The organism is Candidatus Methanoprimaticola sp. MG2 (genome assembly GCF_047501175.1).
Taxonomy (GTDB): Archaea; Thermoplasmatota; Thermoplasmata; order Methanomassiliicoccales; family Methanomethylophilaceae; genus Methanoprimaticola.
Genome location: NZ_JBEQWH010000002.1, coordinates 154,917 through 169,297, shown reverse-complemented (window position 1 = coordinate 169,297; position 14,381 = coordinate 154,917). Strand labels below are relative to the sequence as shown.

Here is a 14,381-nt window from a genome sequence, read left to right as displayed (position 1 = left end):
TGTTAGGTAACCCTTATGAATTCTTCGGAATTCCTTTCATATCATTCAAGGTCTATGCCGACGATAGCGGTCCCCAGCGCGCCCAGGTCCGTCTCCAGGAACCTCGAGATGAGCTGTCCGCTTGTCGGAGACGGATACCACAGCACGGCCGAGGTCTCGGCCGGAAGCGAGCCGTCCTCCCCCGCATACTGCTGGGACAGCATCTCCATCGTCGGAGCGTCGCCCATGTCCTTGTCGGAGTACATGACGAAGTTGTCTGAGAGGAACATTACGTCCCCGCGTGACATGAACTCGTCCATCCGGTCTGCCGGGATGTCATGGCCGACCGTCTCCCCGTCCGCATTCCTCAGGACCATCGTCGTGGTCGGGGGAACCCAGAACTCGTCGTTCACAAGGGCGACGAACATGTGTCCCCTCTCCATGCAGTCCCTGAGGCCGGAGTTGTCCACGGGCGTACCAAAGCTGGATACCACTGTGGACTCCTCCCGCTCCACATCCGCGATCAGTCCAGCGGTCATCTCCCTCATCATCACGACCCCTCTCTGGGACGATAGCCAAGCGGTGAACTCCTCGACGTTCATGCGTTCTAATGGTGATGGCACCTATAAGTATCTCGTACGAATCCTCCGGTCATGGATCTGGCATTGGCATGGGTCGTCGTCGGCGGGCTTCTGGAACCCGTATGGGTGATCGCACTGAAGAGGTTCGACAGCACCCGCAATCTCGCGTGGGCGGTCGTCACCATAGTCTTCGCCGTACTGAGTCCGGTCCTCATGGGCATCGGGATGAAGACGATGCCCGTCGGTGTCGCCTATGCCATCTGGACGGGGATAGGCGCCGTCTGCACGATGATCGTGGGGTACTATCTGTACAATGACAAGGTCGATGCGCTGAAGCTCGTCTGCGTGGGGATGATACTGGCCGGCGTCGTGGGACTCCAGTTCGTGTCGGGGGGAGCCTGATGAATCCCGGATGGGCATGGGTCCTCGCGGGAGGAGTCGCCGAGACCGTCTGGGCGACGACCTTGAAGCTGTCGGACGGTTTCACGGATGTCCTGTACAGCATACTGACGCTGACATTCCTGGCCATCAGCATGTACTTTCTCAACCGCGGGTTCCGCGCGGGCCTCCCGACGGGACCGTGCTATGCGGTATGGGTCGGCATCGGTGCAGTGGGCTCGGTCATCATCGGGCTGATATGCTTCGGAGAGGTCCTGCCGCTGGCGGGCTGGGTGTGCATGGCGCTGATAATCGCCGGAGTGGTGGGGCTGAACCTTGCGGAGAGCGAATGAGCTCACATGTCGAGGCCGCACTTCCCGAGAAGGTCTATGGTCTTGTCGTAGAGTGTGACGTACTCGTCCGACGGCTCCATCTCCCTTATGTCGTAGCACTCCTGGAAGCGTTTCCCCTGAGGGGCATGGTTGAAGTCCCGCTCGTACAGGCTCACGACCTTGTCGACGATCTTGTTGACGTCGTCGACCTCCAGGCCGCAGGTGGCCAGGGCAACCTCGCCCATCATCCTGGCCTCCATCCCGGTGGTCCTGTCCTGTATGACCCCTTTGGAGGAGGCGACGCCGGAGAGGAGCTCCCTTCCTGATGCCGTGTCGGTCATGGCCTGGGCGGCCGTCTCGAGGAGACACATCTCCGTGCACGGTCCGGCCATAGTGTAGTACTGGTTGGCGAGGAGGAAGTCCGTGTTGGCGTCCAGCGCCGCCGCGGCATGGGCCGCGATCTGCAGGGTCTCCCTGGTCGTCGTGGTCCCCCATCTGATGTGGATGGGACCGTCGAGGTGGATGTCGCAGTCGAATATGGCGAAGGATGTGATCATGGTGGCGACATCGCAGATCGCGGTCTCCTCCACACCTCCCACGTAACCTCCGAAGATGGGCATCTGCTCCATCATCACGATGTCCCCGGTCGCCTGCCAGCCCGCCATCATGTTCAGGCCGGCCATGTCGATCTTGAGCTCGTTGAGCTGCGAGCACTCGTGGGCGTCATAGGGCTTGAGTCCGTAGCTAGTGAGGTCGGATGCGATCCTCCCCGTCGCGGACAGGGGGGTCTGGGGGCCCTATATGCACATGCCGGGGCGCTGCGACATCAGGCACGCCTCGCGGACATACCTGATCTCCGCCATGGTCGCCCTGATCTCCCAGGGGGTGTTGGTGGTCGCCGCGTGGTTGTTAACCGTGTTCAGGACGCCGCTCACGATGGTGTCGACGACCGGCTCCTGCGCATACGAGCGCAGCATCGGGACGAAGTACTGCTCGGACACTGGGGACCCCGTCGGCCCTCCCTGGATTATCGGTTTGCGGCTGCTGTTCCCGTGGCGGGCCTTGCACTCCCTCTCGTCCTTGCCGGATCCGAGCTTTAGCTTGTTGGGGGCCATCTTCAGCCCTTCGAACAGCTCGTCCTCGGTGACATGCATGACGCGTCCCAGGTCCGTGTTGTAGAACCCGGTCGTCAGAAGCATGTCTATCCCGGCGAGGAACAGCCTTTCGCACAGGTCCTCGTCCGTGGGTATGATGTTCTTTCCGAACGATATGCGGTACTTCTCGCGCATCTGCATCGCGTTGGTGGGAACTATCGTATAGTCCCACTGATCCTCGCGAACCTTCTCGCCTTCGAAGAAACGGTCGTATGCTTCGAAAATATCCACATATCTCTTAGCGGTCATCTGCAATCGCACCATCGGGTTTCGTAAGATGTTATGTTAAATATCACATGATTTGTATATTTAAAGTTTATTGGTACTAAATAATTAAGGTTAAATATTACATTTCAAGAAAAAGAAAATCGCTAGAACTAGTATAAAAAGCTTAGAGCTGGTTGTCGTGGATCGGAAGGTCAACGGTCCCTTTCCTCGAGGAGTCTCCTGACGAGGCTCACGATCTCCTTTCCCGACGATGAGTACCCATCGCCGCCGATGGAGTCGACCCATTCCTCCGTACAGGGGGCACCGCCGAACACCGTGAGGACGGACAGATGGTTCTCCTTGAAGACGCGGACCATCTCCTTCTGCTGCGGAAGGCTGACCGTCATGAGGGCGGAGCCTCCGACGATGTCCGCCTTCTCCTTGGAGGCGATCTTGGAGAAAACCTCCGGGTCCACGTCCGCACCGACGTCGATGACCTTGAAGCCGGCTCCCCTGAGCATGGCGCAGCACACGTTCTTCCCGATGGAGTGGATGTCGCCCTTCACGGATCCCATGACTATGATGCCCTTGATGCTGACATCATCGTCCTTGAAGTACGGCTCGATGATGTCTATCGCCGCCTCCATGGCCTTGGACGCCATCAGTATCTGGGGGAGGAAGAGCTTGCCCTCGTCGAACTGCACGTTGATGTGGTCCATACCTTTGGCGAGTCCTTTGTCAATGACATCGTTAGGGTCGATACCTTCGTCCATCGCGATCCTTGCGTACTTCTTCGCATCCTGAATGTTCATGTCGATGATGGACTTGCTGATGCAATCCAGAACGGTCTGTTCGTCCATTGCGGTCCTCCCCGGGGTGTATATGACTGAATGGATGGATGAAATATCAATATTGGGCAGGGTTGGATGAGTCAACCATTGGATGCGATGTGGATTAAAGTGTTAACTCTATAGAATTAAGCAGAAAGTCTGCATGTGGGAAGTTGTTTTGTGGCGGGCGCGAGCCCGCCGAAGGATCAGTCCTTCTTCTCGCCGGCCTCGATCTCCTCTTTCTTCTTCTTGAGTTCCTCGATCTTGGTCTCCGACTCGTTTATCTTGTCCACTTCGCACTTGATGTCCGCATCGGATGCGGACTTCTCTTCCTTGAGCGCGGCGATGATCTTCTTCCCGATCTCGGTGTACATCTTCTCGATGTTGCGCTCCTCGTCCCTTATCTGGGAGTCGAGCTTGCTCTTGTCTATGGCATTCCCGGCCTTGGTGTCAAGGTCCTTCGCAGCCGTCTTGACTTTGTCCATCAGTCCCATATGTGTCCCTCCGTTCACTCCACCAGCTTGTGGTACTCGTATGCGGGCTCGCCGGCGTTGAAGCAGTACTGGATCGTCGCGAACTGTCTCTTGAACGCCTTGACGTCCTCCTTGACCTTGAGCGGGTCCTCCTTCTTGACGATGACGCGCGATATGAGCTCGGCCACCTCGACCATCTCGCTCTCCTTCATACCGAGTCTGGTCATCTCCTGTGCCCCCATCCTCAGACCGGAGGGTCTGACGGAGCTGGTGTCCCTGGGGAGCATGTTCTTGTTGCATATGATGTTCGCGTCCTCAAGCAGCTGGGCGCAGTCCTTCCCGCCGCCGAACTGCTCGACGTCGAGTGCGATCGCGTGGGACCTGGTGAATCCCAGGTCGGGGCAGAGGACCGGGATGCCGCGCTCGTAGAGCGCCTGTCCGAGAGCCCTTGCGTTCTTGCATGCCTGTGCGGCATAATCCTTTGCGAATACGTCCATCTCCGCGAGGGTCACACCGAGCGCGGCCATCGCGTGGAGATGGTGGCTGGACGTGACTCCGGGGAAGACAGCCTTCTGGAGCTTCTTCTCCTGCTCGTCCGTCAGGTTCTGTCCGAGCAGCATCCCGTGGTTGGGTCCGGGGAACGTCTTGTGGGTGGAGGACGAGACGATGTTGACGCCCTCTCTCAGGGGGTCGTGGAACTGCTTACCCGCTATGAGTCCGAGGACGTGCGCGCAGTCCTCCCATACGAGGCATCCGATTTCGTTGAACGTGTCCTGGAGCTCCTTGAGGGGAGGGGGGAACAGGAAGACGGAGAGACCGAACTGTGCAATCTTGGGCTTGACCTCCTTCAGGAGCTTGATGGTACCGTCGACATCAAGGTTCATGTCCTCCTCGTTGAACGGATAGTTGACGGAATTGACGGACCTCTGTCCGAAGGCGCCGAATTCGCAGGTGGAGATGTGGGCCCCCTGTGCCAATGCGCATGTGGTGATCGTGTCCCCGGGCTCGGCGAAGGCGAACAGCACGGCCATGTTGGCGACGGTCCCGGATATGGGTCTGACATCCGCGAAGTCGGCGTCGAAGACCTTCTTAGCGAGCTCGATGGCCTTGAGCTCGACCTGGTCGACGTAGATGTTGCCTTGGTAGTAGCGCTTTCCGGGAAGTCCTTCCGCGTACCTGTCGGCGAAGTCGGAGATCAGCATCTCCTTCGCCAGCGGGCTCATGAGATTCTCTGATGCGATCATGGGGATGCAATCCTCGAACCACTTGTTGTGGTCCATGACCTTCTGCCTGATGAATTGGGCGTCTTCCTGAGTCATCAGGTAGGTATCGGGCATATCGTTTAAATGATGTTCATAAAGATGTCCATAGGTCGGAAGTAAACCTTATAGTTGGATTATAGTTCCAAATCCAAATTTTGTTCAAAAATGCATACTATTATTGGTATTTTGATGAGTCAATCAATATAAATTGGCTGATTTTGACCATTAGCTTTTTATAATGTTGGATTGGATTTGTTTACGCTCATAGAGCTAATGTCTGAGTGTTCGATGGCCCACGATGCTTCGGCGAGGATGAAGGGTCCTGCATGACCCTTGTGTCGCATCTTCGCAGTGGCGGCAGTGGGACGGCGCATGCCGGGGGAACTCTTAGGACGCTCGGGGGAAATCGGCGGGTGACCGCCGTACCGGATGTTTCTCCTTGCGGGAGGCGCGACAGCGATGTCGCGGTTCCGCATAAACGCATCAACATGCGAAGGGGATTCAAAAATGGAAAAGAAACAAATGGCGATCCTGGCAGTTCTGCTGATCGCAATCGTCATCTCAGCTGTGCTCTTCTACGGCGAGTGGGTCGGCGGGTTCTCATGGGTGGGAATCTCCGATGGATCCAACCCGCAGGAGCAGTATCAGTTCAGCAAGAACCTCGATGTTTGGTTCATGCTCATGCTTGTCGCGTTCCTGATGATCTTCATCAGGAAGTTCGAGTGGGGAGTCTGTCTCGCCACCATCCTCTCTGCTGCATCCAGCTTTGTCATATACCTCGCGCTGCAGCAGTTCGTGTTCGATTACGGAGTGTGGGACCAGGCCCTCCTGATCAAGGCCGTCATCTGTTCCATCACTCTTGTGATTGCGATCGGTGTGTTCCTCGGAACATGCAAAATGTGGCAGTACCTGCTCGTCGGAATAGCGTTCGCGGCAGTGTACTGTCTCGTCGAGTACGTCCTTGCAAACGTCAGCGTCTTCGGAGACTTTGCTACCGACCCCGGAGGATCCGTCCTCGTCCACCTGTGTGCCGCATACTTCGGTATCGGAGTCGCGCTGGGTATCCGTGACAAGACCGCGTTCAACGAGCCTATGTACACCACGACCCACAGTGTCACGTTCGTCTGGCTCGCGTCCATGCTCCTGTGGATGCTCTGGCCTTCCTTCGTCTGCTCCCTGCTCCCGCTCGAGAGCGTCACGCTTGGAACCATCACCTGCTACATGGCCGGAATCGGATCCCTGCTGAGCACATACTTCGTCAGCATAATGTTCGGCAAGGTCAACCCGCTCATCTACACCTATGCGATGCTGTGCGGACCTGTGGCCATCGGAGCGCCTCTGCTCTCCGTCGGACCCTGGGGCGCGCTGCTCATTGGACTCATCGCAGGTGCAGTGTCCACCCTCTGTTTCATCTACCTCCAGCCCTGGTTCACCAAGAAGCTCGGAGTCATGGATATGATGGGAGTCCACAACCTGCACGGAGTGGGCGGATGGATGGGAGCGATCTTCGTCTCCCTGATCGTCGGAAGCATGACCACATTCGTCATGGCGATCGTGGTCTTCGTCATCGTCATGGTCACTGGATTCGTGATCGGACTCGTCGTCCGCTTCACCCGTGGTCAGATGGATGCCATCTGCGATGATGACACCGACTTCGTCAAGTCGGAGGCACCCGCAGAGGGCGCCGAGCCTGTCGCCGCTTCCGAAGCGTGAAACCAATTACGGCCGCAAGGCCGGCTCTCCTCCTCGGAGGAGAGGCTTCTCCTATCTCTATATAATAAGGATTGAAAATCCATTCTTTTATGGATACTCGCGGACACACATCCGATGCTCGATCTTCGCATCTTACTTTGTAGGAAATAGACAAGCGATGGAATCCCGATATCAGTGACCTTCGATGTCCCGTCCCGATCCGGCGGGCATCCATCTGCTGCAGGCTTTTCCGTCTCCGATAGACATGATCTATCCACATTGTTGTTTCCCTGTTGGGAATTTGTAGTACCGTTGTATTGGATTCTGTCTGAATTTTGTTCGATTTATGTCCATTGAAAGACAGAGCTTATATGTTAGATGGGGGCAATATTCCACGCAACAGATAATTTTATATACTAATATTGGAAGTGCAGATTACTAAAACATAATTTTATATACTATGATTAGAAAATTTGTTTTGTTGGACGTAACTATTATATACTAACTCGGTCAATTCATTATACAAGCTCGAAAGGGCGAACCTTGGTGTGAAAGCCAAGAAAAAAGGAGGACAAAATATGAGCAACGAACAGATCATGGCCGACCTTAAGAAGGCCGTTGAGACTTGGGACCTGAACCTCGTTAAAACTGCGACTCAGCAGGCTATCGACGCAAAGATTTCCGTCGGAGACATCATCGGTGAGGGACTCGGAAAGGGAATGGAAGTCATCGGAGAGAAATTCGACAAGGCAGAGATTTTCCTACCTCAGGTCGTCGCCGCTTCCAAGACCATGGAACTGGCTCTTAAGATCCTTGAGCCCCTCATGACCGCCGGCGCTGGATCCCTCAAGGGATGCGTCATCATGGGAACCGTCGAGGGAGACATCCACGAGATCGGAAAGAACGTTTGCTGCGCCATGCTCCGCGGAGCCGGATACAAGGTCATCGACCTCGGACCCGATGCAACCGCCCAGGACTTCATCGATGCCGCTGACGAGAACGAGGCACAGGTCCTTGGAGGATCTGCACTCATGACCACCACCCTCGAGGCCCAGAGAGAGCTCGTCGAGGCTGTCAAGGAGATCGAGGCCCCCTACAAGTGCATCTTCGGAGGAGCCCCCTGCAGCCAGGAGTGGTGCGACGAGATCGGAGCCGACGGATACTCCGAGACTGCGAACGAGATTATCGGACTGGTCGACAAACTCGTCCAGTGAAATTAAAAATCAAAGGAGGAAATAAAAATGGCAGCAACAAGGCCCCTCACTATCCCCGACGTCTACGAGAGATTCGTCAAGGGAAAGAAAGTTAAGGTCGAGGACTGGGACTATCAGATCACCCCCAACAACCTGACCGCACTCAAAGAGAAGTACAAGATCAAGATCGACCACGACCAGATCATTCCTGAGGACAAGGATATGATCAACAGGCTGTTCCAGGCCGGTCTCGAGATGCTCGTCACCACCGGATACTACTGCCAGGACCTCGGCCGCGTCATGCACGTCACTGAGGAGGAAGTCTGGGAGGGAATCAAGAAGACCCCCACCAAGCTGATCCTCGGAGAGGGAAAAGACATCGCAAGGTTCTACCCCAGGCACGGAAACAGCAACGTCAAGCCCATCATCCAGGGAGGACCCACCGGATCCCCCATCTCTGAGGATGTGTTCGTCCAGGTCATGCAGTCCTACGCCCAGGAGGGTGTTGTCGACACCATCGTCAACGGAGTCATGACCACCATCGAGGGAAAGCCCGCCAAGACCAAGACCCCCTACGAGATCCGCGCCACCATGGCCGAGCTCAGGGCTGTCAAAGAGGCACGTGTCAGAGCCGCCAGGCCTGGCATGGGTGTTTAGGGACCTGAGACGCCTCTGTCCGAGGCTGGACGTCTCTGCGCCGACCTTCCCAACGCAGGACACCGCATCACCGATGCCCACGAGTGCTCCCAGCTCAACGAGCTGAAGATGGACATGACCGGACTCAACATGCTGGCCGGATGGACCACCGTCGGAGACACCATCATGATCGAGCAGATGCCCATCCTTGGTGGATACACCGGAGGAGTCGAGGAGACCGCCATCTGCGACGTTGCAACCACTCTCGGTTCCTTCGCCTGCTTCAGCGGAAACTTCCACCTCGACGGACCCATCCACATCAGGTGGGGAACCACCATGGCAAGGGAGACCCTCCAGGTCGCCGCATGGGCTGCAGCCGCTGTTGACGCCAACACCGACCTGCTCCTCGCGAACCAGTACTACCCCATCGCCGGTCCCTGCACTGAGATGTGTCTCCTCGAGACCGCTGCCCAGGCAATGGCAGACACCGCCTCCGGAAGAGAGCTCCTCTCCGGATCCGCTGCCGCAAAGGGAGTCGTTCAGGACAAGACCACCGGAATGGAGGCCAGGATCATGGGTAACGCATCCGTCGCTACCTGCGGAATGAAGATCTCCGATGTCAACGAGATCCTCAACAAGCTGATCCCCATCTACGAGGCCCAGTACACCAACGCACCTGCTGGAAAGACCTTCCAGGAGTGCTACGACGTCAAGACCGTGAAGCCGACCCAGGAGTACCTCGAAGTGTACGACAAGTCTGTCGCCACCCTGAGGGACCTCGGACTCGACATCAAGCACTGAGTCGTAATACCGAACAAAATAACTTCGGGGAGGGAGGACGACACACCTCCTTCCCTTTCCCCCCGAGGAACGACATCCGGCGTTCCGGAGGGGGAAGCCATCCATCCATACTGCACCTTTGATGTTTTCCTCCCAGATGGATGGCATAAATCTTTCACAATTTCTTCATGCATCTACTGTTTTATTGGTAGGTTGCTCTCTGTTATTTCAATGACTGTCATCTCCCCAGTGAGACAATGGGATTCGACAAGGCACTGGACGACATAAGGGTCGGAAAACCGATCCTTGTCTACGACTTCGATGACAGGGAGAGGGAGACGGACTTCACCGTCGCATCCCAGTTCATCACCCCCGAACTGCTGTGCATGATGAGGAAGGACGCGGGCGGGCTGATATGCACCACGATGCCCGGTGACCTGGCCTCCGAACTGGGGCTGCCGTTCCTCTCTGACGTGTTCTGGGACGATTCCGAGAAGTATCCGCTCCTGAGGGCCATGGCGCCTACGGACATACCCTATGATCGCACGAAGTCCTCCTTCGGGATCACGATCAACCACAGGGACACATACACGGGCATAACGGACAGGGACCGCGCCCTCACGATAACGAGGTTCACGGACACCATATTCGCCGATTCTCCCAAAGATGTCATCTGCGAGGAGCTGGGCAGGAACTTCCGTGCTCCCGGACACGTGCACCTCCTCAACACCACGGACAGGATACTGGAATCTCGCAAGGGCCATACGGAGCTGTGCACCGCCATGATGTACATGGCGGGTGTGAAGCCCTCCGCGACCATCTGCGAGATGATGGGGGATGACGGGCTCTCGAAGCCCCGCACAGAGGTGGAGAGGTATGCCGAATCCCATGGGATCCCCATGGTGACCGGAGACGAGGTCATCGATCACTGGAAGGATTTCCTGTCCAAGAACAGGGAGATCTGAGACCATGACCAGGGTAATGGCATCAGGGGTCTTCGACCTTATCCACCCTGGACACATATCCTATCTGGAGCAGGCCAAGTCCTATGGGGACGAGCTTGTCGTGGTCGTCGCCTGCGATGCCACTGTCCGCACCAAGAAGCACGAGCCAATAACCCCCGAGGCCATGAGGGCACGGGTCGTGGGTGCACTAAAGCCTGTGGACAAGGTGATCGTCGGAGGGGACGGCAACATATTCGATACGGTCCGTTTCGTCAAACCGGACCTGATCGTCCTGGGATTCGATCAGGGATTCGACCTGGACGCCCTCCGGTCGCAGCTCGAGGAGCACGGCCTCGGACACATCGGTGTGGTCAGAGCTACCGAATGCGCGGAGGATCTCAATGCGACCCGTCGCATCATCGCCAAGATACGCAGTATGGGAGGTTCACCATGAAGACCATCGGAATTGCCGACACGACGTTCGCTAGGTATGACATGGGCCATTCGGCCATAGATCAGCTCCAGAAGACCGGTACCGGCTTCAGGATCGTCAGATACACCGTCCCGGGTGTGAAGGACCTTCCGGTGGCAGCCAAGAAGCTCATAGAGGAGCAGGGCTGCGACCTGGTCATCGCCCTCGGGATGCCGGGTCCTCAGCAGAAGGACAAGATGTGCTCGCACGAGGCCTCCACAGGGCTCATACGTGCACAGCTGATGACGAACAAGCACATAATAGAAGTGTTCGTCCACGAGGACGAAGCCAAGGACGATGCCGAGCTCGCCTTCCTTGCAGACAGCAGGGCCAGGGAGCACGCGATAAACGCTTACGATCTACTATTCCGTCCGGAATCCCTTACAAAGAGGGCGGGTACGGGATTGAGACAGGGATTTGCTGATGCAGGGCCCGTTAGATACAGGTGATTCAAATGAAGGAGTACAAGATTGGATTGGTCGCAGCTGAGTTCAACTACGAGGTCACCATGCTCATGATCGAGCGTGCGAAGGCTGAGGCGGAGTTCCTCGGAGTGAAGATCACTAAGGAGATCAAAGTCCCCGGTGTGTTCGAGATCCCCCTGGCCGTGAAACGTATGCTACAGAACGACGATGTCGACGCGGTCATAACCATCGGCGCCGTCATCTCCGGAGAGACCAAGCACGATGAGGTCGTCGTCGCACAGGCATCCCGTAAGGTCATGGACCTCGGCCTCGAATTCAACAAACCTGTCGGGTTCGGCATCACCGGTCCCGGTATGACCGAGCTTCAGGCGATGGACCGTATCGAGAAGGGACGTGACGTCGTCGACGCTGTCGTGAAGATGCTCCAGAGGCTGGAGTGAATAAAAGGGGGTTGACACCCCCATCTTTCAGTTTTTTCAGGCCCTGTGCCTGTTCATGAACCTTTCGAGCTTGTCGTAGGATTCCTCCAGGACGTCCAGTGGAGGCAGAGTGATGGTCCTGAAGTGACCCTGTCCGAACTCGTCGCAGAACCCGGTCCCGTGGACGAGCACGACGCCCTCTTCCTTGATGAGGTCCAGGACGAAGTCCTTGTCGGTGCTCCAGGTCCCTTTCAGATCGATGGAGGGGAACATGTAGAATGCTCCCTTCGCGCGGCGTGTGCTGATCCCATCGATCTCGTTGAGACGCTTGTAGGTGTAGTCCGCGCGCGTCTTCAGTTTCCTGTTCAGGTCCACGATGTACTCCTGCGGACCCTGGAGCGAGGCACGGGCGGCGGCCTGGCACGGCACGTTGGGGCATATCCTGGCACGGAACTGCTTCATAAGCCCTTCACGCACCTCGTCGAGGAGGCCGTTGTTGTCCATGAAGTACATGTATCCCATCCTCCAGCCGGGCATCAGGTTGACTTTTGAGAATCCGTTGAAGATTATCCTCGGGATGTCGTCGGACAGCTGGGATGCGGAGAAGTGGGTCCCCTCCATGATTATCTTGTCGTAGATCTCGTCGGAGATCAGAGGGATGGAGTACTCCGCGGCGATGTCTCCCATCTCGCGTATGGTCTTCTCATCGTATACTGCGCCGGTCGGGTTGTTCGGGTTGATGATGACCATGGCCTTGGTGCGGTTGGAGATCCTCTTCCTTATCATGTCCGTGTCGGGGCGCCAGTCCTCCTCCTCGATCTGCCTGTACGGAACGGTGCGGCCTTCGTAGAAGTTGATGTACTGGGCGTAGGACGGGTACCCCGGGCCGGGAACGAGTATCTCGTCCCCCGGTTCGATGAGCGTGCCCATCATGACATTGATGGCCTCGCTGACCCCTGCGGCGACATACACGTCGGATGCGGATATGTGGGCACCGTGCTTCTCGAGCTCCCTGTCCACGATGGCCTCGCGGAGGTCGAGGTTCCCTTGGGAATCCCCATATCCGTTGTCAGTCTCGTCGACTGCGGCACGCAGGGTGGCTTTGAAATACTCGGGGGTCTCGAAATCCCATTTGTTGGGATCCCCGATGTTCAGATCAAGAGTCTTCATACCTGCCTCCCTGGCGGCAGCTGCCGGGACCGTGACCTCGCGTATCGCGTAGTTCATTCCCATCGACCTTCTGGAAGCCTTGATCTTGGTCTTCATTAGAATCGGTCGCTGATTGGATAAGGTAACTATATACTTGATGCCAGGCCGTCCGTAGGGCGGCAGTCTGCGCATCAGGACACCGTCAGGGGAGCGTCGGCATCCTCGATGGACGCGGTCCGTCCATCAGACGGTGGGGGTGTTGCGAAGCTTCATCCCCGCCTGCTTCGCCTTTAGGAGGATGTCGGGATCCTCCGATGCCTTCTTGGTACCCATGTCCGAGGAGAACACGACACGGTCGATCACCTCGAAGCCCATCATGGTGAGGGATGCGGCCATGTGGCTGGCGATGACCTTCGCATTCTCAAGGGATGCGGCAGCGGTCACGACCACGATCGCCTTCTTCCCGGTCTTGATGTTGATGGACAGGTCCGAGTTCAGGAAGGAGTACATGCGGTCCTCCAGAATCTTGTATTGGGCGGACACGTTGTTGAAGTGGACGGCTGTCGAGAAGATGACGCAGTCCGCGGTGCGGATCGCATTCAGGACTTCGGACATGTCATCCTCGATGGCACAGAACCCTGTCTGTTTGCATTTGCCGCACTCGTTGCAGCAATGGATGAACTTGGACTTGCCGAGCGTGTACAGTTGAATAAGATTTGTTGACAATCCCATCGCACCATCCGTTATGGCATCGACGATGGAGGCTGAATTTCCCTCGGGGTGAGGGCTGGTCACTATTGCCACAATCTCTCCCATGAGATTTTATTGACGATTCAATATAAAGAGATTGCATATCGAATGTTTGAGATATGTCTGCAATTCAAACGTTTTGACGTTTTTGAGACAGACGAATGGGTTCTGTTTCATATCCGTCCTCCGGAGGGATGATGTGCAGATGGGTATAGAACGGGTCCTCGTACTTGGAGCCCATGTAGCTGTCGATGTCCAGGTTCATGTTCCTGAGGATCCTGATCAGCGTGTTGCGGAGCTGGAGCACATCCTCGCGCGGGATGCCCTCGAAATAGCTGTTGTTCAGTTCGGTGATTCCGGCCATTATGCGGTCCGCCAGATTCCTGCCGCTGTCCGTCAGGTATATGTTGAACTTCTTGCTCTTGTCGGTCTTACGGTCATCGTAGACCAGTTCCTTCTCCTTGAGGATCTTGATGACACGGTTCGTGTTGGCGGTGTCCAGGTCCAGGAATCTCGATAGGCTGACAAGTGTCTGGCCGTCCTGCAGTTTCAGTGCGATTAGATAGATGGCGTGAGCGCTGGTAAGGTCATAGTCCGAAACGATGTCGGTCATGTTCTTGCGCATCTGAAGACTCATCCTGTCGAAGAACGCCGGCAGGAACGAGTTCCAATATATGTCCTCACGATCTGGCACGTTATTAGTGATGCTTTCAACATTATTTAAT

15 protein-coding genes and 2 pseudogenes are annotated in these 14,381 nt (G+C 56.4%); 9 read left to right on the top strand and 8 right to left on the bottom strand.

Annotated features, from left to right (window positions below; genetic code table 11):
• Positions 1-41: 41 nt before the first annotated feature.
• Complete coding sequence (locus V5D86_RS02175) at positions 42-581, bottom strand: hypothetical protein (protein WP_414595053.1); 540 nt, start codon at positions 579-581, stop codon at positions 42-44.
• 51 nt (positions 582-632) lie between these two features.
• Here V5D86_RS02175 and V5D86_RS02170 point away from each other — a divergent pair, with 51 nt between their 5' ends.
• Complete coding sequence (locus V5D86_RS02170) at positions 633-962, top strand: DMT family transporter (protein ID WP_414595052.1); 330 nt, start codon at positions 633-635, stop codon at positions 960-962.
• The gene (locus V5D86_RS02165) at positions 962-1,291 is read left to right on the top strand and encodes a DMT family transporter (RefSeq protein ID WP_414595051.1); all 330 of its coding nucleotides are present in this window, start codon (positions 962-964) and stop codon (positions 1,289-1,291) included. Before V5D86_RS02170 ends, V5D86_RS02165 begins: the two co-directional genes overlap by 1 nt.
• Before the next feature lie 2 nt (positions 1,292-1,293).
• Here V5D86_RS02165 and V5D86_RS02160 read toward each other — a convergent pair.
• From V5D86_RS02160 to glyA, 4 genes and pseudogenes are all read right to left on the bottom strand, one after another.
• Positions 1,294-2,673, bottom strand: a pseudogene (locus V5D86_RS02160) (monomethylamine:corrinoid methyltransferase).
• Positions 2,674-2,843: 170 nt separating this feature from the next.
• Positions 2,844-3,491 (bottom strand): B12-binding domain-containing protein, encoded by a 648-nt coding sequence (locus V5D86_RS02155; protein ID WP_414595050.1) that lies wholly within the window; start codon positions 3,489-3,491, stop codon positions 2,844-2,846.
• A 176-nt stretch (positions 3,492-3,667) separates the two neighbouring features.
• A complete protein-coding gene (locus V5D86_RS02150; protein WP_414595049.1) occupies positions 3,668-3,955 on the bottom strand; it encodes a hypothetical protein in 288 nt (95 codons plus the stop codon).
• Between the two features lie 14 nt (positions 3,956-3,969).
• Positions 3,970-5,253, bottom strand: a complete 1,284-nt coding sequence (gene glyA / locus V5D86_RS02145; protein WP_414595048.1) for a serine hydroxymethyltransferase — start codon at positions 5,251-5,253, stop codon at positions 3,970-3,972.
• A gap of 450 nt (positions 5,254-5,703) precedes the next feature.
• Here glyA and V5D86_RS02140 point away from each other — a divergent pair, with 450 nt between their 5' ends.
• The 7 genes and pseudogenes from V5D86_RS02140 (at position 5,704) to ribH (ending at position 11,778) form a co-directional block, all read left to right on the top strand.
• Entirely contained in the window at positions 5,704-6,909 is a 1,206-nt protein-coding gene (locus tag V5D86_RS02140; RefSeq protein WP_414595047.1) for an ammonium transporter, read from the top strand.
• A 557-nt stretch (positions 6,910-7,466) separates the two neighbouring features.
• Positions 7,467-8,102 (top strand): B12-binding domain-containing protein, encoded by a 636-nt coding sequence (locus V5D86_RS02135; RefSeq protein ID WP_414595046.1) that lies wholly within the window; start codon positions 7,467-7,469, stop codon positions 8,100-8,102.
• Between the two features lie 27 nt (positions 8,103-8,129).
• Positions 8,130-9,518, top strand: a pseudogene (locus tag V5D86_RS02130) (monomethylamine:corrinoid methyltransferase).
• A gap of 236 nt (positions 9,519-9,754) precedes the next feature.
• The gene (gene ribB / locus V5D86_RS02125; protein WP_414595045.1) at positions 9,755-10,462 is read left to right on the top strand and encodes a 3,4-dihydroxy-2-butanone-4-phosphate synthase; all 708 of its coding nucleotides are present in this window, start codon (positions 9,755-9,757) and stop codon (positions 10,460-10,462) included.
• Positions 10,463-10,466: 4 nt separating this feature from the next.
• Complete coding sequence (locus V5D86_RS02120) at positions 10,467-10,895, top strand: adenylyltransferase/cytidyltransferase family protein (protein ID WP_414595044.1); 429 nt, start codon at positions 10,467-10,469, stop codon at positions 10,893-10,895.
• Positions 10,892-11,362 carry a riboflavin synthase gene (gene ribC / locus V5D86_RS02115; RefSeq protein ID WP_414595043.1) on the top strand — a complete coding sequence of 157 codons (471 nt, stop codon included), beginning with the start codon at positions 10,892-10,894 and terminating at the stop codon, positions 11,360-11,362. Before V5D86_RS02120 ends, ribC begins: the two co-directional genes overlap by 4 nt.
• Positions 11,363-11,367: 5 nt before the next feature.
• Complete coding sequence (ribH, locus tag V5D86_RS02110; protein ID WP_414595042.1) at positions 11,368-11,778, top strand: 6,7-dimethyl-8-ribityllumazine synthase; 411 nt, start codon at positions 11,368-11,370, stop codon at positions 11,776-11,778.
• A 36-nt stretch (positions 11,779-11,814) separates the two neighbouring features.
• On the opposite strand, the gene V5D86_RS02105 is transcribed toward ribH, so the two are convergent.
• The 3 genes from V5D86_RS02105 to V5D86_RS02095 all read right to left on the bottom strand — a co-directional run bounded on the left by V5D86_RS02105 (position 11,815) and on the right by V5D86_RS02095 (position 14,350).
• Entirely contained in the window at positions 11,815-13,023 is a 1,209-nt protein-coding gene (locus tag V5D86_RS02105; protein ID WP_414595041.1) for an aminotransferase class I/II-fold pyridoxal phosphate-dependent enzyme, read from the bottom strand.
• A 126-nt stretch (positions 13,024-13,149) separates the two neighbouring features.
• The gene (locus tag V5D86_RS02100) at positions 13,150-13,722 is read right to left on the bottom strand and encodes a flavodoxin family protein (protein WP_414595040.1); all 573 of its coding nucleotides are present in this window, start codon (positions 13,720-13,722) and stop codon (positions 13,150-13,152) included.
• Positions 13,723-13,786: 64 nt separating this feature from the next.
• Positions 13,787-14,350 carry a MarR family winged helix-turn-helix transcriptional regulator gene (locus V5D86_RS02095; RefSeq protein ID WP_414595039.1) on the bottom strand — a complete coding sequence of 188 codons (564 nt, stop codon included), beginning with the start codon at positions 14,348-14,350 and terminating at the stop codon, positions 13,787-13,789.
• Positions 14,351-14,381: the final 31 nt, after the last annotated feature.

Excerpts from the sequence above, each read along its gene's own strand:
- V5D86_RS02175 (WP_414595053.1), bottom strand. The coding sequence starts at position 581 with ATGAACGTCGAGGAGTTCACCGCTTGGCTATCGTCCCAGAGAGGGGTC.
- V5D86_RS02170 (WP_414595052.1), top strand. The coding sequence starts at position 633 with ATGGATCTGGCATTGGCATGGGTCGTCGTCGGCGGGCTTCTGGAACCC.
- V5D86_RS02165 (WP_414595051.1), top strand. The coding sequence starts at position 962 with ATGAATCCCGGATGGGCATGGGTCCTCGCGGGAGGAGTCGCCGAGACC.
- V5D86_RS02155 (WP_414595050.1), bottom strand. The coding sequence starts at position 3,491 with ATGGACGAACAGACCGTTCTGGATTGCATCAGCAAGTCCATCATCGAC.
- V5D86_RS02150 (WP_414595049.1), bottom strand. The coding sequence starts at position 3,955 with ATGGGACTGATGGACAAAGTCAAGACGGCTGCGAAGGACCTTGACACC.
- glyA (WP_414595048.1), bottom strand. The coding sequence starts at position 5,253 with ATGACTCAGGAAGACGCCCAATTCATCAGGCAGAAGGTCATGGACCAC.
- V5D86_RS02140 (WP_414595047.1), top strand. The coding sequence starts at position 5,704 with ATGGAAAAGAAACAAATGGCGATCCTGGCAGTTCTGCTGATCGCAATC.
- V5D86_RS02135 (WP_414595046.1), top strand. The coding sequence starts at position 7,467 with ATGAGCAACGAACAGATCATGGCCGACCTTAAGAAGGCCGTTGAGACT.
- ribB (WP_414595045.1), top strand. The coding sequence starts at position 9,755 with ATGGGATTCGACAAGGCACTGGACGACATAAGGGTCGGAAAACCGATC.
- V5D86_RS02120 (WP_414595044.1), top strand. The coding sequence starts at position 10,467 with ATGACCAGGGTAATGGCATCAGGGGTCTTCGACCTTATCCACCCTGGA.
- ribC (WP_414595043.1), top strand. The coding sequence starts at position 10,892 with ATGAAGACCATCGGAATTGCCGACACGACGTTCGCTAGGTATGACATG.
- ribH (WP_414595042.1), top strand. The coding sequence starts at position 11,368 with ATGAAGGAGTACAAGATTGGATTGGTCGCAGCTGAGTTCAACTACGAG.
- V5D86_RS02105 (WP_414595041.1), bottom strand. The coding sequence starts at position 13,023 with ATGAAGACCAAGATCAAGGCTTCCAGAAGGTCGATGGGAATGAACTAC.
- V5D86_RS02100 (WP_414595040.1), bottom strand. The coding sequence starts at position 13,722 with ATGGGAGAGATTGTGGCAATAGTGACCAGCCCTCACCCCGAGGGAAAT.